The sequence below is a fragment of the Salinivibrio sp. SS2 genome (assembly GCF_001722075.1).
Taxonomy (GTDB): domain Bacteria; phylum Pseudomonadota; class Gammaproteobacteria; order Enterobacterales; family Vibrionaceae; genus Salinivibrio; species Salinivibrio proteolyticus.
This window is the reverse complement of sequence record NZ_MEBP01000079.1, coordinates 41,417-62,806: the sequence shown is the minus strand read 5'-3', so window position 1 is coordinate 62,806 and position 21,390 is coordinate 41,417. Positions and strand designations below refer to the sequence as shown.

General features: G+C 50.1%; 19 protein-coding genes. 6 read left to right on the top strand and 13 right to left on the bottom strand.

The window, feature by feature from the left end; translation table 11 throughout:
• Positions 1 to 249: 249 nt before the first annotated feature.
• Positions 250 to 798: a D-glycero-beta-D-manno-heptose 1,7-bisphosphate 7-phosphatase gene (gene gmhB, locus BGK46_RS08965; RefSeq protein ID WP_069588644.1), complete on the bottom strand. Its 549-nt coding sequence runs from the start codon at positions 796 to 798 to the stop codon at positions 250 to 252.
• 124 nt (positions 799 to 922) lie between these two features.
• Here gmhB and tsaA point away from each other — a divergent pair, with 124 nt between their 5' ends.
• Positions 923 to 1,648 carry a tRNA (N6-threonylcarbamoyladenosine(37)-N6)-methyltransferase TrmO gene (gene tsaA, locus BGK46_RS08960; protein WP_069588642.1) on the top strand — a complete coding sequence of 242 codons (726 nt, stop codon included), beginning with the start codon at positions 923 to 925 and terminating at the stop codon, positions 1,646 to 1,648.
• 46 nt (positions 1,649 to 1,694) lie between these two features.
• Entirely contained in the window at positions 1,695 to 3,410 is a 1,716-nt protein-coding gene (locus BGK46_RS08955; RefSeq protein WP_069588640.1) for a proline--tRNA ligase, read from the top strand.
• A gap of 46 nt (positions 3,411 to 3,456) precedes the next feature.
• Here the strand turns inward: BGK46_RS08955 and BGK46_RS08950 are convergent, their stop codons facing one another.
• Positions 3,457 to 4,068 (bottom strand): superoxide dismutase, encoded by a 612-nt coding sequence (locus BGK46_RS08950; RefSeq protein ID WP_069588638.1) that lies wholly within the window; start codon positions 4,066 to 4,068, stop codon positions 3,457 to 3,459.
• A gap of 169 nt (positions 4,069 to 4,237) precedes the next feature.
• Here BGK46_RS08950 and BGK46_RS08945 point away from each other — a divergent pair, with 169 nt between their 5' ends.
• From BGK46_RS08945 to BGK46_RS08930, 4 genes are all read left to right on the top strand, one after another.
• On the top strand, positions 4,238 to 5,368 hold the full coding sequence (locus BGK46_RS08945) for a patatin-like phospholipase family protein (protein WP_069588636.1): 1,131 nt from the start codon (positions 4,238 to 4,240) through the stop codon (positions 5,366 to 5,368).
• A gap of 118 nt (positions 5,369 to 5,486) precedes the next feature.
• Entirely contained in the window at positions 5,487 to 6,341 is an 855-nt protein-coding gene (locus BGK46_RS08940; RefSeq protein WP_069588634.1) for a GGDEF domain-containing protein, read from the top strand.
• Between the two features lie 61 nt (positions 6,342 to 6,402).
• Positions 6,403 to 6,606, top strand: a complete 204-nt coding sequence (locus BGK46_RS08935; RefSeq protein ID WP_069588633.1) for a YaeP family protein — start codon at positions 6,403 to 6,405, stop codon at positions 6,604 to 6,606.
• A gap of 1 nt (position 6,607) precedes the next feature.
• Positions 6,608 to 6,796 carry a DUF4250 domain-containing protein gene (locus BGK46_RS08930; RefSeq protein ID WP_069588631.1) on the top strand — a complete coding sequence of 63 codons (189 nt, stop codon included), beginning with the start codon at positions 6,608 to 6,610 and terminating at the stop codon, positions 6,794 to 6,796.
• A 76-nt stretch (positions 6,797 to 6,872) separates the two neighbouring features.
• Here BGK46_RS08930 and BGK46_RS08925 read toward each other — a convergent pair whose 3' ends face one another.
• The 11 genes from BGK46_RS08925 to bamA form a co-directional block, all read right to left on the bottom strand.
• Complete coding sequence (locus tag BGK46_RS08925; protein WP_069588629.1) at positions 6,873 to 8,222, bottom strand: sodium-dependent transporter; 1,350 nt, start codon at positions 8,220 to 8,222, stop codon at positions 6,873 to 6,875.
• A gap of 123 nt (positions 8,223 to 8,345) precedes the next feature.
• Positions 8,346 to 9,662, bottom strand: a complete 1,317-nt coding sequence (gene tilS, locus BGK46_RS08920; RefSeq protein WP_069588652.1) for a tRNA lysidine(34) synthetase TilS — start codon at positions 9,660 to 9,662, stop codon at positions 8,346 to 8,348.
• Between the two features lie 100 nt (positions 9,663 to 9,762).
• Complete coding sequence (accA, locus tag BGK46_RS08915) at positions 9,763 to 10,722, bottom strand: acetyl-CoA carboxylase carboxyl transferase subunit alpha (protein ID WP_069588627.1); 960 nt, start codon at positions 10,720 to 10,722, stop codon at positions 9,763 to 9,765.
• 55 nt (positions 10,723 to 10,777) lie between these two features.
• Positions 10,778 to 14,257 carry a DNA polymerase III subunit alpha gene (gene dnaE, locus BGK46_RS08910; protein WP_069588625.1) on the bottom strand — a complete coding sequence of 1,160 codons (3,480 nt, stop codon included), beginning with the start codon at positions 14,255 to 14,257 and terminating at the stop codon, positions 10,778 to 10,780.
• Between the two features lie 46 nt (positions 14,258 to 14,303).
• The gene (gene rnhB / locus BGK46_RS08905) at positions 14,304 to 14,903 is read right to left on the bottom strand and encodes a ribonuclease HII (RefSeq protein ID WP_069588623.1); all 600 of its coding nucleotides are present in this window, start codon (positions 14,901 to 14,903) and stop codon (positions 14,304 to 14,306) included.
• Positions 14,893 to 16,050 (bottom strand): lipid-A-disaccharide synthase, encoded by a 1,158-nt coding sequence (lpxB, locus tag BGK46_RS08900; protein ID WP_069588621.1) that lies wholly within the window; start codon positions 16,048 to 16,050, stop codon positions 14,893 to 14,895. Before lpxB ends, rnhB begins: the two co-directional genes overlap by 11 nt.
• A complete protein-coding gene (gene lpxA / locus BGK46_RS08895; RefSeq protein WP_069588619.1) occupies positions 16,050 to 16,838 on the bottom strand; it encodes an acyl-ACP--UDP-N-acetylglucosamine O-acyltransferase in 789 nt (262 codons plus the stop codon). Before lpxA ends, lpxB begins: the two co-directional genes overlap by 1 nt.
• 2 nt (positions 16,839 to 16,840) lie before the next feature.
• Positions 16,841 to 17,293 carry a 3-hydroxyacyl-ACP dehydratase FabZ gene (fabZ, locus tag BGK46_RS08890; RefSeq protein ID WP_069588651.1) on the bottom strand — a complete coding sequence of 151 codons (453 nt, stop codon included), beginning with the start codon at positions 17,291 to 17,293 and terminating at the stop codon, positions 16,841 to 16,843.
• An 84-nt stretch (positions 17,294 to 17,377) separates the two neighbouring features.
• Positions 17,378 to 18,403, bottom strand: a complete 1,026-nt coding sequence (gene lpxD / locus BGK46_RS08885) for a UDP-3-O-(3-hydroxymyristoyl)glucosamine N-acyltransferase (RefSeq protein WP_069588617.1) — start codon at positions 18,401 to 18,403, stop codon at positions 17,378 to 17,380.
• Positions 18,404 to 18,421: 18 nt separating this feature from the next.
• Entirely contained in the window at positions 18,422 to 18,931 is a 510-nt protein-coding gene (locus tag BGK46_RS08880) for an OmpH family outer membrane protein (RefSeq protein ID WP_069588615.1), read from the bottom strand.
• A gap of 20 nt (positions 18,932 to 18,951) precedes the next feature.
• On the bottom strand, positions 18,952 to 21,384 hold the full coding sequence (bamA, locus tag BGK46_RS08875) for an outer membrane protein assembly factor BamA (RefSeq protein ID WP_069588614.1): 2,433 nt from the start codon (positions 21,382 to 21,384) through the stop codon (positions 18,952 to 18,954).
• Positions 21,385 to 21,390: the final 6 nt, after the last annotated feature.

Below are 21,390 nucleotides of genomic sequence, written 5' to 3'. Positions count from 1 at the left end.
GTCAAATTGTTAAAGAGCGTCGCTCAATTTTGAGCGGGAGTGGCATTTTACGCCACCGAGGCAGTGAGTCAAGCTTTTTGTTTACTTGGCTTTGCTGCCGTTTGTTAGCGCGGTTTGCCGTGCCAACGAGGAGCGAATTATAGGGTGATAAATTTAAGTCGCAAGTCTTTTTTTCAACGAAATTAACCGTTAGAACAAATTATCACCAAAAAGGTACAAAAGTGTGATTCTGATAGGCTCGCGTGTGAATTAGCTCAATGTACTCGGGACATCTGCGATGGAATCCACCACGCAGGTTGCTAACGATTCCCCTTCCTCGGTCACAGGCTTTCCTGATTTCACGAGAATACGGGTAGCCACACCGGCAGCTTGTGCAGCCTTCATGTCATCAGCTTTATCACCGACCATCACCGAGCGTGACATATCAATATCGAGCTCCTGCTGAGCCTCAATCAACATACCCGGCTTGGGTTTGCGACAATCGCAATCAATCCGATACTCACCGACCCCTTCACTGGCATGATGTGGGCAGTAATAAATACCGTCAAAGTCCACGCCCTTGTCGGCAAAGTTCCAATCCATCCATTCCGTTAGCTGCAAAAAGTCTTGCTCAGAGTAATAACCACGGGCGATACCGGCTTGGTTGGTCACCAGCACTAATAAATACCCTTTTTCTTTTAGGGCGCGGCATGCGTCGAACACACCGTCGATATACTCAAAATTATCGATATCCGCCACATAGCCGTGGTCGACATTGACCACACCATCGCGATCAATAAAAACAGCGGGAAAACTCACTCACAATTCCTCATTCAGTGTCAGGCGATAATTATGACATGCTGCGTGGTTGCTTGCATCTTTGCATACTCAATGAAACTCGCGTGTTAAGATTAGCGTGCGTCTATTAACCGAACTTCACCCTATGCAAGATACTTTCTCTATCTCTCCTGTTGGCACTTTGATTTCTCCGTTTAAAGAAAAGTTTGCTGTGCCGCGACAACCGGGCCTAGCGCCTAGTGCCTTGGCATATATTGAATTGCGCGGTGACGCGAATCAGCTTGATGCAGTAAGAGGCATTGAGCAGTTCTCCCACCTTTGGTTACTATTCTTGTTCGATCGTAATTTAGATAAAGGTTGGTCCCCGACAGTTCGTCCCCCGCGTTTGGGTGGAAACGAGCGAGTCGGCGTCTTTGCCAGTCGTGCCACCTTTCGTCCCAATGGTATCGGAATGTCGGCGGTAGAGCTGGTTCGCGTTGAGTCTACTCCGGGCCAAGTCCGGTTAGTCGTACGGGGGTGCGATCTTGTCAATCGAACGCCAATTATCGATATCAAACCTTATATCCCCTACTCTGATTGTCTTGATAGTGCTCAGGGCGGGTTTGCTCAGCAAAAGCCTGACTTGATGCCGGTGCATTTTTCCAACCCCGCCCTCGCGACACTCTCTCAACATCCTGAGGGCACATACCAACGCCAAGTGATTGAAGAGGTGCTCGCACAAGACCCTCGCCCTGCCTATAAAAAGGGCAAGCCAGATGCTAAGCACTATGCCGTCCACCTGTTCGATTTCAATGTGCGTTTCATGGTGTCTGACGACCAGATTCACGTTGAGACCATAGAAGCTTTTGTCGAAACTCCCCCGCGCTGTTAATATGCCCTACTTATTATTGATCGCTAATATCAACGGATAACTTTAAATGCGTACCAGTCAATATCTGCTTTCTACTTTGAAAGAAACCCCTAGCGACGCAGAAATTGTCAGCCACCAGCTGATGCTGCGCGCAGGTATGATTCGTAAACTTGCTTCAGGTCTATACACTTGGCTGCCGACCGGTGTACGAGTGCTACAAAAAGTTGAGCGCATTGTACGAGAAGAAATGAACAAGTCAGGCGCTGTCGAGACGCTTATGCCAGTGGTACAGCCTGCAGATCTATGGCAAGAGACAGGACGCTGGGAAAAGTTTGGTCCAGAACTGCTTCGCATCGCGGATCGTCACGAACGTCCCTTTGTACTTGGACCCACGCATGAAGAAGTGATTACTAACTTGGTGCGCAACGAGATTAACTCGTATAAGCAACTGCCGATCAATCTGTATCAGATTCAAACCAAATTCCGTGATGAAGTGCGTCCGCGTTTTGGCGTGATGCGTTCACGTGAATTTATCATGAAAGATGCATATAGCTTTGATATCGATAAAGCGGGTATGGAGCAAAGTTACGAGAAAATGCGTGCCGCCTACTGCGCCATTTTTGATCGTATGGGCCTTGATTACCGCGCGGTATTGGCAGACACAGGAGCGATTGGTGGCTCCGCGTCACATGAGTTCCACGTACTTGCTGGTAGCGGAGAAGACCTGATTGCTTTCTCCACCGAGTCCGATTACGCCGCCAACATCGAAAAGGCAGAAGCACTCGCGCCTAAAGATCAGGCTGAGGCGCCAACCCAAGCGATGGAATTAGTCGACACGCCAAATGCAAAAACCATTGCCGAGTTGGTGGAACAATTTAAGTTGCCGATCGAAAAAACCGTCAAGACCTTGTTTGTTAAGGCCTCTGATGAAGTAGACGCCGACCTGATCGCGCTGATTATCCGCGGCGACCATGAACTCAACGAAGTGAAGGCAGAAAATCTTCCTGAAGTTGCAGCGCCATTAACCTTTGCGACAGAAGAAGAAATTCGCGCCTTAGTCGGTGCCGGTCCCGGTTCACTAGGTCCGGTCAATCTTCCTGCGCCGTTTATTGTCGATCGCAGCGTCGCGGTAATGAATGATTTCGGCGCCGGTGCCAACATTGACGACAAACACTACTTTGGCATCAACTGGGGCCGTGACGTTGAACTTGGCCAAGTTGCCGATTTGCGTAATGTGGTTGAAGGCGATCCTAGCCCATGTGGCAAAGGCACCTTGATGTTTAAGCGCGGTATTGAAGTTGGCCATATTTTCCAGTTGGGTAACAACTACTCGGAAAAAATGGGCGCAGGCGTCCTCGGCCAAGATGGCAAAAATACAACCCTAGAAATGGGCTGTTATGGTATTGGTGTGACACGTGTGGTTGCCGCTGCGATTGAGCAAAACCATGATGAAAATGGCATCATTTGGCCAGACGCGATTGCACCGTTTACCGTTGCGATTGTGCCGATGAATATGCACAAGTCTGAGCGTGTCCGTGAAGCGGCTGAAAAGCTTTACGCAGATCTTACTGCTGCCGGTATCGAGGTACTCTTCGATGATCGTAAAGAACGTCCTGGGGTAATGTTCTCAGACATTGAGCTAGTGGGTGTGCCGCATACCATCGTCATCGGTGAGCGCAGCATGGATAATGGCGTATTTGAATATAAGCATCGCCGCGACGGTGAGAAAGTGCCGTTCGCTATCGACGACGCCTTGTCGTTTATCCAAGCAAAACTGGCTTAAGCCTTATCGTCTAAAGAGTAAATGCCCCGCGTTGCGGGGCTTTTTTTTAACCGATCGCTTGCTGGTACGCTTTTTCAGCAAATGACCAATTCACCACCTTCCACCACGCGTTCACGTAGTCAGGACGTTTGTTCTGGTAGTTAAGATAATAAGCGTGTTCCCAGACATCACACCCTAAAATCGGTTCACCTTTGACCTCTGCAATATCCATCAATGGGTTGTCTTGATTAGCCGTTGAGGTGATCGCAAGCTGGCCATCCTCTTTCACCACCAGCCACGCAAAACCTGAACCAAACTGACCAATTGCCGCTTGGCTAAACGCCTCTTTAAATGCATCAAGCGAGCCGAAGGTCTCGACAATCGCATCGTAGAGTGCACCTTCTGGCGCAGGCTTAGGATTCGGCGTCATCGATTGCCAGTAAATCAGGTGGTTATAGTATCCTCCCCCATGATTACGAATTGCTGCTGGCAGCGACGAGATATCTCGAAACAAATCCTCAACCGGCTCACCATCGCGGTCTGTCTCTTTTATCGCAGCCACGAATTTATCGAAATAGGTTTTGTGGTGACGCTGGTGATGAATGCGCATGGTTGCCTCATCGATATGCGGTTCGAGAGCATCATAGGCATAGGGTAAATCGGGAAACGAATAAGTCATCTTGTCACTCCATCGATTAATTGACCTCCTCACCATAGATCGAATTGATAATGATTTTCAACCTCATTATCTATAATGAAAAAGAAACGGACGTTGTGATGACTAACGCGCGACAGGGCGCGTGAAGTAACTATAATCAAGCTGTTAGCCTTTTAACGTCGTCGGTTATATGTCTACACACAAGCCTAAAATCGCTCTCGTTCTGACTGGTGGTGGTGCGCGTGCGGCCTATCAAGTCGGTGTACTGGCTGCCATTGCTGAATGGTACCCTCGCGTTCACACCAGTCCATTTACGATATATTCCGGCACATCTGCCGGTGCAATCAATGCGGTGTCTCTGGCTAGCTATGCGTCATCTTTTCGACTTGGCGTCAAAAAGTTGTCATGGCTCTGGCATCGGCTCGATACATCGCGTATTTTTGCCAGTCAGCCTCTTGGTCTGTTAAGTCACCTCGCTAGCCAAACAGGACAGCGCTTTCAGTCACGCTATCAACCCACTTCACCTTTTGGCCTGTTAAATAATCGCCCATTGCGTGAATTGCTAAATCAAACCATTAATTTTAATAAGTTAAACTATCAGTTACTGTCCGGTCACCTTCATGGCCTATCGGTGACCGCTTCCAACTATCAAACCGGCCAATCGGTCAGTTTTTTTCAAGGTGATGCCAGTATTTCGCCATGGGAGCGGGCAAGAGCTGTCGGCCGACGCAGTCAACTCTCGACAGAGCATTTACTGGCCTCTTCAGCCATTCCTTTCGTGTTCCCTGCCTCACGCATTGGCCATGAGTTTTATGGGGATGGTGCGATTCACCAAATCGCCCCTTTGCGACCGGCGATTAAAATGGGGGCGGAGCGGATCCTCATTTTGGATTTAACCACAGGTATTCGCACTGCTGGCAATATCGACCCGTCAGCGCCAGGGCTCGCGATGCTGGGTGGTCACCTGATGAACGCAATATTTGCTGATACCTTGTCGGCCGACTTAGAAAACTTGCAGCGCATGAACCAAATTCACCTTGCCCTGAACGACGCGCAGCGCCACCAGCTAGGATTAAGAAAAGTGAATGTCCTACACCTGCGTCCATCGGTCCCTTTCGAGCCCGTAGCCAAGCGTTTTTATCGCCATATGCCCTTTGCCGCTCGTGCCCTGTTAAGGCTTTTAGGCATCAATGCCTCACAAGATGCTACCTTTGCCAGTTATTTATTGTTCGAGCCGGCATATCTTCGCCAGTTAATTGACATCGGCTACCAAGACGCACAGAATCACAGATCCCAAATCCTCTCCTTGTTGATAGAATAGTCATCCAAAAAGAACGAGATAGATCGCAGCCAAACGACGTCTCTTCGCCTTGATAATAGGCTGGCATGGATTCTGCTTATTCAGCATGACCCACAAATCAGATAGCTGTTGATTATTAATGACTGCCTCGCATTTAAAGCAATTCACACACTCTGGCATCGCCCCGCGTAAAGTTCCGCTGGGTGCTGATCAGCGTTTGTTGTTGCTACAAAAACTGCAAGGACACCTCGATATCAAGGTATTGTTTGAGGTGTATGCACGGGAGGTAGAAAAGCAGATTGATATTGGTCGTATCATTTGGGAGCACGACGAAATCTCAAACATTATCCGTCGGGGTGAGCAACATACTTTCCGCCAAACCTTCGCGATTAAATTTAATAAGCAACCATTAGGGGTGCTGCAGTACTCCACTCCGTATAAACTTGATCCGGATGAAATTAGCCTATTACACACCTACCATAAGTTGCTTGCCGGTCCGCTGACCAATGCGGTTGAATATACCCGTGTAAAGAACATGGCACTGCTGGATGGATTAACCGGACTGCACAACCGAACCAGCTTTGAGCAGGATTTGCAGCACGCGGTTGCCGTTTGTGAGCGGCAAAATATTGGCTTGGTCATGATGATGTTCGATATGGATAACTTTAAACAAGTCAATGATAACTATGGCCACCTAGACGGTGATAAAGTGCTTCGTCGTTTTTCGCTGCTGGTCAAAGAGGCCGTGCGTGGTAGCGACCGCTGTTATCGCTTAGGCGGTGACGAATTCGCGGTCTTGCTACAGCCCGCCGGTGATGATTCAGTCGCCAATGTCACCCATAGAGTCAAACATCTGGTCACCAATGACCGATTACTCAGCGCGCACGATATCAGCGCCTCGGTTGGCTATGCCCAATATCGTAAAGGCGATAACAGCGTTTCGCTTTATGAGCGTGCCGATCAGAGCATGTATCGCCAAAAACGCGCTCGCTAACCCTTTTCTCAACGCCTCTCCTTTCGCTATAGTGCGTGCAGTACTATTGAGGAGATCCATTATGAAAGTTGCAGATTGCTGTGAACTCATCCGCCAGCGCTATGCCGAGATTGGCAGTGGCGAACAAGGCTACATTCCTGCCGCTATCAGCTGCGCGCTGAAAGCATTAAATGATGTCGCAAGTGACGAGAGTGTTTCGCCAGCTCGTCGTGAACAAGCCGCATTTGCTGCTGCCAATTTATTGATTAGCGATCACGAGGATTAAGATGGATTTGAAAAACTATGCCTCGATGGATCCTGTCATGCTCATGAGCATTATTAACATGAAGCTACGCGATGAGTTTGCCAGTTTAGAGGACTTAGTACGTTACTATGATATCGACCGCGAGACCTTGTGTGCGCGCTTAGCGGATGCTGGCTTTACGTATTTAGAAGACGCCAAACAGTTCCGTTAACTCATCTCGCCTTGCCTGTTAAGCAGCGATAAAAAAGCGGACCGATGTCCGCTTTTTTAGTGTCATCATTTGGCCTTTAGCCAAGAGAGACCCACAACACTGTGGCTACCAATACAGGGCAAACAAACTTCACATACACAGGCCAGATTTTCCAGAACAGACTCTGCTCAATATCATCATAACCTTCGCGCAATGCCGCTAGCTTGCGATCACGCGACCAAATCCAACCACCAAATAGGCAGAAAAGTAGCGCCGCAAAGGGTTGGAAATATTGGGTCGCCACCTTCGCAACTAAACCAAATAGCGCACCGAAGTTAAACACAATCACCGCACTGCAGAGCGCAATCACCCCCCCTAACACCCAGCTGGTGATTTTCCGGCTTGAGCCCAAGCGCTCACTGGCCAGCGCTACAGGACACTCCAGCATAGAAATCGAGGATGTCAGGGCAGCGATGGTCATCAGCAAAAAGAAGACGAGAGACACATACGGGCCTGCCGCGCCTAAACTTTCAAACAATAAAGGCAACACAGTAAACACCAAGGTATCGGCACTGAGCAAACTGCCGTCTTGCGCGTAAATCTCAACGCCTTGATGCATGGCAACAAACATCGCTGGCAACACTACTAGCCCGGCAATCACCGCCACTGCGGTATCGACCAAAGTGACACTCAGTGCCATTTTCGGCAGGTTTTCTTTGTGGCTAAGGTACGAGCCATAAATCAGCATGGAGCACCCGCCAATCGTCAGAGAGAAGAAGCCCTGTCCCATGGCTGCTAATAGCAAATCTTTGTCCATCACTTTGCTAAAGTCGGGGATCAGGTAGTGCTTTAAGCCTTCTGTCGCACCGGGTAGCGTCATGATATAGACAAACATCGCAGCAAAGAGGACAAACAGCGCGGGCATGAGACGGGTTGACCAACGCTCAATCCCCTGCTTAACCCCCGCCTGTACGATCACAATGGTGAGCACATAAAACACCACCGCCCCAAAGAGATTACGTGATGCTGAGAAGCCTTTTAACCAAGCGGATGCGTCTGAAAACTGGAAAATGTCTGCCACTGCAGCCAATAAAAAAGAGACTAACCATCCGCCTACAATGCTGTAAAACGCCAAAACCATACAAGGTACAGCCAAGCCAATCAGCCCTACGCCACTGCCAAAACGCTTCAGAAGAGGGTTATCACTCAGCGCACGCATGCTGTCCAACGGGTTAGCGCGGCCATGCCGACCAATCGCCATCTCCACCACCAACATGGGAAAAGCAACGAGTAAGATCATCAGTAAGTAGACTAATAAAAAAGCGCCGCCCCCGTTGCTCGCCGCCTGCGTTGGGAACCCCCAAATATTGCCTAGTCCCACAGCCGCGCCGGCTGCAGCAAGGACAAAGCCTATTCGGGTGCCAAATAATTCACGACTCGATGCCATTACTTCTTTACCTCAATGTATCATTAGACTAGTACATTAAGTAATTCGGACAAATTTAGCAAGTGTCGTTTATCTGACTGGTGGTTTTATGAGCAGGCAGATAATTGGCGGGTAAGGGATAAGTTAAGCAGTGTTTTCCCGCTCCCAGACTAAACGCCATACCTTCCCGACCGCGGATTGACTCACAAAGCAATCCGCCACGGCGATTACACCACGCTCGTCGCAAAGGATTGGCAAGCGACGCCGCTGCCAACTTGGAATACCGTATTCTTGATAAAGCTTCTTGAGTTTACGACGGCCTTGCCGCCCGGCAGGATGGGCGCTTAACCCGCTGGGATTAAACTGCACCGATATCCAAGACTGTGGCAAAGGACCTAATGCCAATCCTTGCGCGCGCTCTGTATAAGGAAGAAGCACCAAACGCCCTAATCCATCCGGCAAATGTAGTGGCGATTGTGGCGTCAGTTTACCTTGCCATGCAGTGACATCCACGGAGTCAGCAATAAGATACAAACGCTGCTGATAACGACGAATGGTCTTTCCATCAACCGACAGTTGCGGGTTAGCATCCGCTCTTGCCTGCACCACATCCTGGATCAGCGTATTAAGCTGGGCCTGAGTTAAAATCAGATCATGGTACTTCAACCAGTGTCGTAACATCGCCCGGCACAGAGCAAGATCCGCAAGAGGAAGATGTGCCAAAGACAAACTGTTGTCCGTATCGATGGCGTTTTCGACCAAAGGGGCGACAAATGTTGCTAAGAGTGCCGCTTGCTCTTGGCATAATTGCTGCGTGCGTTGCACGGCAGTGCGAAACCCCGGCCAACGCGCGTCAGCTTCTGGGAGCCATTGTTGACGGATAAAATTACGATCAAAGTGTGTATCTTGGTTGCTCGGGTCTTCCACCCATGCCAACCCTTTTTGACGCGCGTAGTGATGCAATTGCGCCCGTGACGCTGCCAACAAAGGACGGACTAAGAGCCCTTTGCCGAGTTTTCTCACAGTGGGCATTCCCGCCAATCCTTCCAGACCACTTCCTCGCTTCAATGCCAAAAAGAAGGTCTCGACTTGATCATCACTGTGTTGCGCGGTAAGAACGAGTCCATGGGGTTGGAGTAACTCTTGAAAGGCTTGATAGCGTGCCTCTCTAGCTGCATGCTCTGTGCTTAACTCAGGGTCGAGAGTGACGTGTTTTAGGATGAAGGAAAAACCCGCTTGCTCCGCCCAAACCTGACATTGTGTCGCCCACTTATCGGCATCGGCCTGCAAACCATGATGAACATGACACACGGAATAGTCGTGCTGCGGATGCTGGTCGCGATAACTGGCCAATAGATCCAGCAGTACCCGAGAGTCTAATCCCCCACTCAGGGCTAAAAGAATTTGTCGTGGCTGAGCCGTTAGCGGCGCCAGTGTGTCTGTCAGGTATTGGGTGAGCATAAGCATCTGTTATTGTGAGTCTGCGCCTATTGTTGCTGGCGCGTAGCAAAAAGAAAAGGGCCATTAGGCCCTTTCATTGTGCTCGATTGCCGAGTGGTAATTAGCAGTAACCATAACTGAGCAAACGCTGATATCGGCGGTCGCGTAGGCTTTCAGTATCCAATGCTTCCAAATCCGCGAGCTGGCTAATCAAGGTTTGTTTAATGCTTTGTGCCGTCGCTTTCATATCGCGATGCGCACCACCTAGAGGCTCTTCAATCACAGCATCAATCAAGCCCAGCTCTTTCAAGCGTGGCGCAGTCATACCCATTGCGTCTGCCGCTTGTGGTGCTTTGGCCGAATCACGCCACAAAATAGAGGCGCAGCCTTCGGGCGAAATCACTGAGTATGTTGAATACTGGAGCATATTGACGTAGTCACCAACACCGATCGCCAAGGCACCGCCTGAGCCGCCTTCACCAACCACATTACAGATCACCGGCACGGTCAGGCCCGCCATTTCCTTCAAGTTACGTGCAATGGCTTCTGACTGACCACGCTCTTCTGCCCCCACGCCTGGGTAAGCACCGGCAGTATCAATAAAAGTGATCACTGGCATGTTGAATCGCTCTGCCATTTTCATCAAGCGTAATGCTTTGCGATATCCTTCAGGCTTTGGCATACCAAAATTACGCTTTACCTTCTCGTTGGTATCACGGCCTTTTTGGTGACCGATGACCATCACTGGACGCCCTTCTAAGCGTGCAATACCGCCTACTAGGGCTTTGTCATCCGCATAGGCGCGATCGCCCGCCAGCTCGTCAAATTCGTGAAAGATAAGATCGACATAATCATAGGTGTAAGGACGTTGAGGGTGGCGCGCCAGTTGTGCCACTTGCCATGCCCCTAAATCACCAAAGATCTTGCGCGTAAGCTCAAGACTCTTGGTTTCCAGTTGTTCAATTTCCTTATCAAGATTAACCGCATCTTCTCCGCCACGCTTGGAGACAGCGCGAAGGGCTTCAATTTTAGCTTCTAGCTCTGCGATCGGTTGTTCGAATTCTAAAAAGTTAAGACTCATACCAAGAGAATCCTATTGGTCACCGCCAGTGTACGCGATGCGTCACCAGCTAAGCTTAGTTAAACTCTAATTCGACCTGCTCGTCGCCAAGCAAGCCTTTTAAATTATCGATCAGTTCATCCGCGGGGGTAATTCGCCACTCCGCCCCTAAACGTAACCGCGCCCGTGCATCACGGCGCTGGTAATAAAGATTCACTGGCACAGTCCCTGAACGGTACGGTGCCAACGTATCATGAAACCGTTCAAAAAACGGGGCATCAATTTGCTCTTCCATGATAGAGATGCCCAAACAGCGCGCATATTTTTCTCGCGCTTGACTGATGTCCATGATTTCACGGGCCGTCATTTTAAGCCCACCATTGAAGTCATCAAAGCTGACCTGTCCTGAGACCACCAGAATTCTGTCTTTCTCCACCAGATCGAGATATTTGTCGAGTACGTCAGAAAAAAGCATCACTTCCATACGACCCGAACGATCATCGAGGGTTAAGATCCCAAGACGAGAACCGCGCTTGGTGGTCATGACACGCGCCGCAATCACAAGACCGGCGACCGTAGACACCACATCACGCTTGGTGGCATGCGCGTCTTCCAATCGCCATGTCACATAGTGTTTAAGCTCTTTACGATAGCTATTGATGGGATGGCCGGTCAAATACAGCCCTAGGGTTTCTCGCTCCCCTTCCAGCCACACTTTATCTGGCCAAGGTGCCACATTCGCATAGGCGTGCTCGACCTCTTCCGGTGCATCCGTGAGGACACCAAACATATCGGTTTGTCCGTAAGACTCGGCTTGATGATGCTGACTGGCCGCGCGAATAGCGTCATCGAGTGATGCCATCATTGCCGCTCGATGAGGGCCAAGCCTATCCATGGCGCCTGCGCGAATCAAGCGTTCAATCACACGCTTATTGACTTTTTTGGTATCAATGCGCGCACAGAAATCAAATAAGTCACGGAAGTAGCCATCTTGCTCTCGCGCCGCAACTATATTGTCGATCGGCCCTTCACCCACCCCTTTAATCGCGCCAATACCGTAGACAATCTCCCCTTTGTCATTGACGGTAAAGCGGTGCAAACCCGCGTTCACATCTGGGGGGAGTACCGTTAGTTTCATGCGACGGCACTCTTCCACCAGTCCGACAACTTTATCGGTGTTATCCATATCCGCGGTCATAACGGCGGCCATGAATTCAGCCGGATAATGCGCCTTTAACCACAGTGTTTGATAAGAGACCAAGGCATAAGCGGCGGAGTGTGATTTGTTGAAACCATAACCGGCAAACTTTTCCACCAAGTCAAAGATACGCATGGCAAGTTCGCCATCAATGCCGTTTGCGATCGCGCCTTTTTCAAAGATGTCGCGCTGCTTGGCCATTTCTTCGGGTTTTTTCTTACCCATCGCACGACGTAGCAAATCGGCGCCGCCGAGCGTATACCCGGCTAAGATCTGGGCAATTTGCATCACCTGCTCTTGATACAAGATGATGCCGTAGGTCGGCTCAAGGGTCTCTTTCAGTGACTCATGTTGCCACTTTTCATCGGGATAAGAGACTTGTTCTCGTCCGTGTTTACGGTCGATAAAGTTATCCACCATCCCTGATTGCAATGGGCCTGGGCGGAACAGAGCCACCAGTGCGATCATGTCTTCAAAACAGTCCGGTTGGAGACGCTTGATCAGCTCTTTCATGCCCCGCGATTCCAGCTGGAACACAGCTGTCGTCTCTGCCTTACGCAGCATCTCGAATGATGCTTGGTCGGCCATCGGAATCGCCGCGATATCGATAGGATCTTTGCCTTGCGCTTGTAAGCGAGGGTTAATCATTCCCAGCGCCCAGTCGATAATGGTCAGCGTCCGCAGCCCCAAGAAGTCAAACTTCACAAGACCGGCCGTTTCAACATCGTTTTTATCAAACTGGGTGACAGGGTGGTGCCCTTCACTGTCACAATATAGCGGTGCAAAGTCCGTAATCGTCGTCGGTGAAATCACCACCCCGCCCGCGTGCTTACCCGCGTTACGTGTCACCCCTTCGAGCATGCGGGCCATGTCGATCAACGCTTTGACTTCTTCGTCTGCGTTGTAAACCTCAACCAACTGCGGTTCAGCTTCAAACGCCTTTGCCAACGTCATGCCCGGGTCGGGCGGCACCAATTTAGAAATACGGTCAACAAACCCATAGGGGTGACCCAATACACGACCCACGTCTCGGATCACCGCTTTGGCCGCCATGGTACCGAAAGTAATGATCTGGGATACCGCATCCCGGCCGTACATTTCGGCCACGTGATCGATCACCAAATCACGCTTATCCATGCAAAAGTCGACATCGAAGTCGGGCATGGAAACCCGCTCTGGGTTCAAGAAGCGCTCAAAAAGCAGATCGAACTCTAGGGGATCCAAATCAGTGATTTTAAGGGCGTACGCAACCAAGGAGCCGGCTCCTGAACCCCGTCCGGGTCCCACCGGAATATCGTTATCTTTTGACCATTGGATAAACTCCATCACGATCAAAAAGTAACCAGGGAAGCCCATTTGGTTAATCACACCGAGTTCACGGTCAAGGCGCTCGTCGTATTCAGGTCGCTTGAGGGCGCGCTCTTTCTCATCGGGGAAAAGAAACGCCAGTCGCTCTTCTAGGCCTTCTTTGGAGCGTTTGACCAAGTACTGATCAATCTCCATCCCTTCGGTTGGGAAGTTCGGCAGGAAGTATTCATTAAGTCTGACCGGCACATTACAGCGCTTGGCAATTTCCACGCTATTTGCCAATGCTTCTGGGATATCCGCAAAGAGCTCGCACATCTCTTGCTCAGTGCGCAGATATTGCTCGGCACTGTAGTTTTTCGGGCGACGTGGGTCGTCTAACGTATAACCATCGTGGATGGCCACACGGATCTCGTGGGCGTCAAACTCGTCGGGCGAGATAAAGCACACTTCGTTCGTCGCCACCACAGGCAGGTCGTGCTCGGTGGCAAAGTCGACCGCAAAGTGCAAGTACACTTCTTCATCCTGACGTCCAGTGCGAACGAGCTCCATGTAATAAGCATTGGGAAAATGGGCTTGATAAAAACGGGCGCACTCTTCAGCAAGCGCCTTATTGCCTTTCAGTAAGGCTTTGCCCAAGTCTCCTCGGCAACCGCCAGATAATACAATCAACCCGTCAGCGTGTTCTACCAGCCACTCTTGGTCGATCACTGGCGTATGTTGAACATGGCCGCGCAAGTAAGCTTTGGAAATCAGTAAAGTGAGGTTTTTATACCCCGCTTTATCCGCGGCAAGAAGGGTCAGCTGGCATAATTCATCGCCAAACGCCTCCGACTGCACCTTAAAATCGGCACCAATGATAGGTTTCATACCCACATTATTCGCGGTGTTATAGAACTTTACCAACCCACAAAGGTTGCTAAAGTCTGTCAAGGCCATCGCAGGCATGCCCATTTCGGCCACTTTCTTAACCAGTGGCGGGACTTTGGACAACCCATCGACCATGGAGAAATCACTGTGAATACGTAAATGGACGAAACGTGGCTCAGACATAAAACTCGTTACTATCTAGGGATTGGAAATGATAAAGCGCCGTCACTTACGCTAAACCAAGGGCGCGTTTAACCGGTTTAAAGCTTTTTCTGTGCATTGGTAAAGCGCCATGCTCACTCAATGCGGCCATATGCGCCTTGGTAGGATAGCCTTTATGCTGGGCAAATCCATAGGCCGGATAGGCGATGTCCAACTCAGCCATTTCTCTATCACGGTCTACTTTCGCCAAGATCGACGCCGCACTGATCTCGGCGACGCGTAAGTCGCCTTTCACCACCGCTTGCGCCGGCATCGGGAGCGAGGGAACACGATTACCATCAATCAATGCGTAATCGGGAGTAACGGCAAGGCCTGCAATAGCGCGTTGCATCGCGACCATAGTGGCCTGAAGAATATTTAAGCGATCAATTTCTTCGGGCTCTGCGCGCCCTACCGACCACGCCAAGGCTTTGGCTTTGATTTCATCGTACAACGCGAGACGTTTTTTCTCACTCAGCTTTTTTGAATCGGTGAGCCCTTCAATCGGTTGATTCGGATCGAGGATAACAGCCGCTGTGACAACCGCGCCCACCAAAGGACCTCGCCCAACTTCATCCACGCCAGCAATCAAGCGTGCGTCAGGGTATACAAATACCTCATCTGTCATGATTTTTTACTAACTCTAATACTGCGGAGGCTGCAGAGGCGTCCGCATCTTTACGAATGGTTTGATGCAGCTGTGTAAAAGTCTCAAGCAAGGCTTGGTTATCGCCATCCAACATACGTGAAACAGCTGCTGCCAGCGCCTCAGGCTCGCACTCTTCTTGCAATAATTCGGGCACCAAAGGGGCATCGGCGAGGATATTGGGCAAAGACACATAGCGCGTTTTGAGCAAACGCCGTGCTAGCCACGCAGTCAAAGGCTTCACTTTATAGCCTACAACCATGGGACGCTTCAGCAACATACACTCAAGGGCAACGGTACCAGAGGCCAGCAACACCGCATCAGAAGCACTGATCACTTGCCTTGCCGTATCATTCACCAAGGTAAATGACAATTCCGGCGCATGGGTTTGCCACGCCTGCTCGAATTGTGCGCGGCGTGCATCATTCACCAAGGCAACCACAAAGCCGAGATCTGGATACTTCTGTGACAGACGCTGGCAGGTTTGCAAAAATGGCGGCGCCAACATTGCCATCTCACTCCCACGACTTCCCGGCAAGACGGCTAACCAACGTTTGTTGGTATCCAGCCCCAACGCTTGTTGTGCCTCGCGCTGATCGACTTGCATGGGAATGCTATCAGCCATGGTGTGGCCGACAAACGCGCAAGGGACGTTGAACTTATCGTAAAACGCTTTTTCGAACGGCAAAAACGCCAAGACAAGATCGGTCGCGGCCGCAATTTTAAAAATACGCTTTTGACGCCATGCCCAGACCGAGGGACTGACATAGTGAACCGTTTTAATGCCGGCCTGTTTTAACGATGCTTCGAGACGTAAGTTGAAATCAGGCGCATCAATACCGATAAACACATCGGGGGGATGGGTAGTGAAGTGTTTGACGAGGCTCGCTTTAACCTTCAGCAAACGGGGCAAACGGCCGAGCACTTCAACCAGCCCCATTACAGCAAGCTCTTCCATATCAAATAGGCTCTGGCAGCCTTGCGCAATCATGCGCGGCCCACCAATACCGACAAATTCTACATTGCCGTATTGGGCCTTAATTGCCTTGATAAGGCCTTCACCTAAAACATCGCCGGAGATTTCTCCGGCGACAATTCCCACTCGTAATGGACGTTCGCTGGGCAACATTAACGAATGATGCCTCGTGTTGAACGTTCAAAGAAATCAACAAACAGGGCCAAGGCAGGATCGTCCTCGACCTGGCTAGCCAACGTCTGTTTGACCTCTTCAAGGGTTTTACCGGAACGATACATGTTCTTGTAAACCGCACGAATCGCACGAATCGATGCTTTCTCGAATCCGCGACGCTTCAATCCTTCCACGTTAATGCCGAAAGGCGCGCAGTGGTTCCCCTGAGCCATCACATAGGGGGGGACATCTTGGACCACAATAGAACCGCCCCCCAACATCGCATGGCTACCCACCACACAGAATTGGTGAATCGCAGACATGCCGCCCACAATGACGTAATCGTCGATGTGTACATGACCGGCTAGGGTCGCATTGTTGGCAAAAATACAGTGATTTCCGATCACACAATCGTGTGCCACGTGGGCGTTGATCATGAATAGGTTATCATTGCCAACTTTAGTCTCACCTTTGTCTTGTACCGTACCACGGTGCATGGTGACACTTTCACGAATAGTGTTGCGATCGCCAATTTCTAGCGTCGTGGGCTCACCCGCATATTTCAGGTCTTGGCACGCTTCACCGATCGATGCGAATTGATAGATGCGGTTATCTTGGCCGATACGCGTAGGACCTTTAATCACGACATGCGTCATGACTTCGGTACCCGCACCAATCTCGACACCTTCTCCGATAAAAGAAAATGCGCCAATCTTAACGTTTTCTCCCAATGTCACCCCGTCTTCTACAACGGCGGTCGGGTGGATATAGGCAGTTTCGTGGATCACAATTAGATCTCTCTTCTTGCGCACTTCAGTTCCGCCGAGCAGACAACGTCTCCGTCTACTTTCGCTACTCCGGTAAAGGCAGCAATTCCTCGGCGCTCTTTAATAAACTCCACCTCGAGGACCAGTTGGTCTCCCGGTGTGACAGGACGGCGGAATTTCGCGTTATCAACGCTTGCAAAATAGTATAGCTCGTTGTCTTTTGGCTTCCCGAATGTCTTAAATGCCAGCAAGCCAGTGGCTTGCGCCATTGATTCAAGGATCAATACGCCAGGAAACACAGGCAACTGAGGAAAGTGGCCGGTAAATTGAGGCTCATTCACGGTAATATTTTTTATCGCGTGAAGGTATTGGCCTTCTTCATAATCGGTAACGCGATCGATCAACAAAAACGGATAGCGATGTGGTAGCAGCTCTTTGATTTCGTTGATGTGTAACACTTTATTTTCGCGAGTCAAGGTAGTATTCCCGTTCAAATCCAATACTGACTTCTTTAACGCAAAACGGCCCGCGTTTTTGAGGCGGGCCTGCAATCTGTTGCGTTAAGCTTGGTTATCGAGCTGTTTTTCGAGCTCTTTTAGCCGCTTGTGCATCTCGTCAATCTTGAGCACACGCGCGGCTGTTTTCCGCCACTCGCGGTTGGGCTGTAACGGAATGCCGGACGAGTACATGCCCGGCTCAGTAATCGGTCGCATTACCATCGCCATACCTGTGATGGTAACGTTGTCTGTGATTTCCATATGGCCATTAAACACACTGGCGCCGCCGATGATGCAGTGCTTACCTACTTTTAGGCTGCCTGCCATCACAGTTGCACCAGCCACTGCCGTGTTTTCGCCGATCGATACATTATGCGCAATCTGACACTGGTTGTCGATAATCACGCCATCAGCAATGCAGGTATCGTCCAATGCACCACGGTCAATGGTCGTACACGCACCGATTTCGACCCGATCACCAATCACAACACGACCTAGCTGCGGGATCTTAATCCACTTACCTTTTTCATTCGCGTAGCCAAAGCCATCCGCACCGATTACGGTTCCCGCCTGCACCAAGCAGTCCTCACCCACAACCACATCATGGTAAATGGTGACATTGGCCCAAAGTTTGGTTCGCGCCCCCAGTTTGGCGCCTTTACCGACAAAACAGCCCGCACCAATCTGCACGCCATCACCAATTAAGGTTCCGGACTCGACCACCGCGTTAGGACCAATCGCCACGCCTTCACCCAGAATGGCATCTTCGGCAACGACCGCCGTCGGCGCAATGTCAGTGGCACAGGCAGGTGTGGTATCTAAAATTTGGGCCACTTTGGCATAAGCCACATAAGGGTCAGCAACCACCAAGGCATTGCCTCGGCAGTATGACACGTCCGCTTCTTTTAGCATCACCGCACTGGCGCGACACTGCGCCAAGTGTTTGCGGTATTTCGGGCTCGATAAGAAGGTGATTTGCCCTTCTCTCGCTGAATTCATCCCTGCTAGCGAGGTTATTGTTACAGCACCGTCTCCGTGGAGCTGAGCGTCCAGTTTTTCCGCTAATTCAGCGAGAGTAATCGAAACCATGGGCTCCTCGATTGTTTGTTATTTTACTGCATTAATGACTTTTTCAGAGAGATCGTCGCCTGGGTTAGCGTACAAGATGGCATTGGCATCCAATACAATGTCGTAACCTTCTTGCTCAGCCACTTGATCGATGGCGGTTTTTAGCTTTTTGACCAGTTTAGACTCTTCTTGGCCACCACGCTTGCGTTGATCTTCCTGTAACGCTTTTACTTTTAATTTGTAGTCCGACTCCATCGATTGGAGTTCACGCTGCAGTTTGATGCGCTCATCTTCGCTCATCAGCTCGCCGTTGCGTTTCAGCTTTTCAACCCCTTCTGAGAGCTTTTCTTTCATGCGCTCAATTTCCGCTACACGGTCTTTGAATTCAGCACGCAGTTTTTCGTTTAGGTTGTTTTTTTGAGCCAGCTGAGACATCACCGCCCCAGTCGATACGTAGCCCACTTTCTGTGCAGCATCAGCCGCTGATGCGTACATGGACGTGGTCAGAATTGCGACACTAAGTCCCGCTGCTTTCAAAAATGATTTCACAATAGTCTCCTTTCTGATGATCAGAATGTGCGCCCGATAGTGAAGGTAAAGAACTCTTCATCATCGCCAGGCTGGCTTGTAATAGGTTTTGCAATTGAAAATACCAAAGGTGCCATCGGTGACATCCACTGTAGGGCTACCCCGTAAGAGGCACTGATATTGGATGGATCCGAGTAATCTTTGATATTGCTAATACCACTGTATTTCTCTGCAGCAGCGACGTCATATTCGGTGTCCCACACTGAGGCGGCGTCCACAAAGACACTGGTACGAATTTGCTGACGCGCTTCTGCAGAGGCAAACGGTGTAGGCACAATCAGCTCTAGGCTACCTTGAGCGATGGCGTTACCGCCCACGGAGTCACTCGAACCGTAGCTTCCTTCATTTTTCTCGACGTCATCGCTGCCGGGCTGTGTTGAACCTCCAGCCTCATATACCGCTTTGGGGCCCACTGTATTTGAGCGGAAGCCACGCAAGGTCGAGAAACCACCCGCGTAATAGTTTTCATAAAACGGCAACATATGATCTTGGCCATTGATTTGGCCATAGCCATTGCCGTAACCAAGGCGACCGCGCATCAACAGCGTGAACTCATGCTCTTGAGTTAACGGCACATACTGGCGGATATCATATTGCATTTTAAAATACTGGACGTCAGAGCCCGGCACTGTCATTCGGTAAGAAGCTCGCTGATAGTTACCTGCCGTAGGGAAATAACCACGGTTGAGATTATTACGCGTCCATGAAACGGATAAGTCAAAGTCATCCACTTCTAGGCCATCATTATGGTTCTTATGGTCTTCATGGCGCTTCATAAACTCATCGATCTGGTAATACTTACCTAGATTTTCGATTTTGTTGTGGGTATAGCCCAACCCAAAATCAATTGAGTTCAGTTCATCGGTCCAAAAGCCCCACGTCAATTTCGACCCATAGCTTTGGTTGGTGTATTCGACGATGTTAGCGTCTCGCGCCTCAAACTCGTTATAGAACACCTTGCCCCCGAGGCTAACACCATCGAGAGTAAAATAGGGGTCACGATACTCAAGCGTCAGGTTCTTGCGGTAATCGTTAACCATGGCATTAATACCAAAGCGATTACCGGTGCCGGCAAAGTTATCTTGCTGCAGGCCCAGCTGTAAGCTCGCTCCTGATTCGGTACCATAGCCGATACCAAAGTTGATGCTGCCCGAGTTGGCTTCTTTAACCTTATAATTCACATCGACCTGATCGTCGGTGCCAGGAACCCGCTTGGTGTCTACTTCAGCACTTTGGAAAAAACCGGTTCGGTTGAGACGCTCTTTACCACGACTCACGGCTTTAGCATTAAGCCAAGTGCCTTCAAGTTGACGCATCTCACGGCGCAGCACTTCATCCTTGGTGGTGGTATTACCGGTAAAGCGAATGTTTCGGACATAAATACGTTTGCCCGGCTCAACGTTGACCGTCAGCGACACTTGCTGATTCTCATCATCAAACGTCGGCATGGTACTCACTTTCGGGTAGGCAAAGCCGGTTTCACCGAGGTGGCGTTTAATCGCCTCTTCCAACGCTGTGACCTTGTCCCCGTTATAGGTATCACCTCGGGTAAAGTTCACTAGCGAGCGGTAGATCTCCTCATTCTCAGGATCGCCACGGAAGCTTAGATCTGCCACTTGATAGGGCTTGCCTTCGTTAACATTTAAGGTGATGTATACACCTTTTTTATCCGGAGAAATCGCCACTTGGGTCGACTCAACGCGGAACTTCAAATAGCCGCGATTTAGGTAGTAGCTGCGTAGCTTTTCCAAGTCACCCGCGAGCACTTGCTTTTGGTATTTCTCGTTAGCCAAGAAGTTCCACCAAGGAACATCAACACGCAAGTCGAAATTATCGCGCAGCTCTTCATCACTGAAGACTTGGTTGCCCACAAAATTAATCTGCTCGATTTTTGCAGAAACACCTTCGGTGAAGACAAATTTCAGATCCGCACGGTTACGTGGTAAGGGTGTGACCACGGCTTTCACCGATGCACTGTATTTTCCCACGCTGTAGTAGAAATCTTCTAAGCCTTTTTCAATCTTGCTGAGCTTGGTGCGGTCTAACGCCTCACCTACACGCAACCCTGATGCGGTCAGGTTTTCTTTCAGTTGCTCTTCTTTGATGGCTTTGTTGCCTGAAAACGAAATGCTGGCAATGGTTGGGCGCTCGATCACTTTCACTAAGAGTGCATCATCATCACGATAAACCCGCACATCCTCAAAGTTACCCGACGCAAACAGAGCATTGATGACATCCGCGACATCGCTATCATCCACCTTGTCTCCAACACGCACCGGCATAGAGAGCAATGCTGCCCCTAAACTAACTCGCTGTAGGCCCTCAAAGCGGATATCGCTGACTTGGAATGTATCCGCATGCGCCACACTGCTACTGACTAAAAGAGACGCTATTAATAGTTTTTTCATCGCCATGTGCTT

Excerpts from the sequence above, each read along its gene's own strand:
- BGK46_RS08945 (WP_069588636.1), top strand. The coding sequence starts at position 4,238 with ATGTCTACACACAAGCCTAAAATCGCTCTCGTTCTGACTGGTGGTGGT.
- tilS (WP_069588652.1), bottom strand. The coding sequence starts at position 9,662 with ATGCTCACCCAATACCTGACAGACACACTGGCGCCGCTAACGGCTCAG.
- lpxB (WP_069588621.1), bottom strand. The coding sequence starts at position 16,050 with ATGTTGCCCAGCGAACGTCCATTACGAGTGGGAATTGTCGCCGGAGAA.
- tsaA (WP_069588642.1), top strand. The coding sequence starts at position 923 with ATGCAAGATACTTTCTCTATCTCTCCTGTTGGCACTTTGATTTCTCCG.
- accA (WP_069588627.1), bottom strand. The coding sequence starts at position 10,722 with ATGAGTCTTAACTTTTTAGAATTCGAACAACCGATCGCAGAGCTAGAA.
- lpxD (WP_069588617.1), bottom strand. The coding sequence starts at position 18,403 with ATGGTTTCGATTACTCTCGCTGAATTAGCGGAAAAACTGGACGCTCAG.
- BGK46_RS08950 (WP_069588638.1), bottom strand. The coding sequence starts at position 4,068 with ATGACTTATTCGTTTCCCGATTTACCCTATGCCTATGATGCTCTCGAA.
- BGK46_RS08935 (WP_069588633.1), top strand. The coding sequence starts at position 6,403 with ATGAAAGTTGCAGATTGCTGTGAACTCATCCGCCAGCGCTATGCCGAG.
- rnhB (WP_069588623.1), bottom strand. The coding sequence starts at position 14,903 with ATGACAGATGAGGTATTTGTATACCCTGACGCACGCTTGATTGCTGGC.
- bamA (WP_069588614.1), bottom strand. The coding sequence starts at position 21,384 with ATGGCGATGAAAAAACTATTAATAGCGTCTCTTTTAGTCAGTAGCAGT.
- BGK46_RS08925 (WP_069588629.1), bottom strand. The coding sequence starts at position 8,222 with ATGGCATCGAGTCGTGAATTATTTGGCACCCGAATAGGCTTTGTCCTT.
- BGK46_RS08955 (WP_069588640.1), top strand. The coding sequence starts at position 1,695 with ATGCGTACCAGTCAATATCTGCTTTCTACTTTGAAAGAAACCCCTAGC.
- BGK46_RS08930 (WP_069588631.1), top strand. The coding sequence starts at position 6,608 with ATGGATTTGAAAAACTATGCCTCGATGGATCCTGTCATGCTCATGAGC.
- BGK46_RS08940 (WP_069588634.1), top strand. The coding sequence starts at position 5,487 with ATGACTGCCTCGCATTTAAAGCAATTCACACACTCTGGCATCGCCCCG.
- dnaE (WP_069588625.1), bottom strand. The coding sequence starts at position 14,257 with ATGTCTGAGCCACGTTTCGTCCATTTACGTATTCACAGTGATTTCTCC.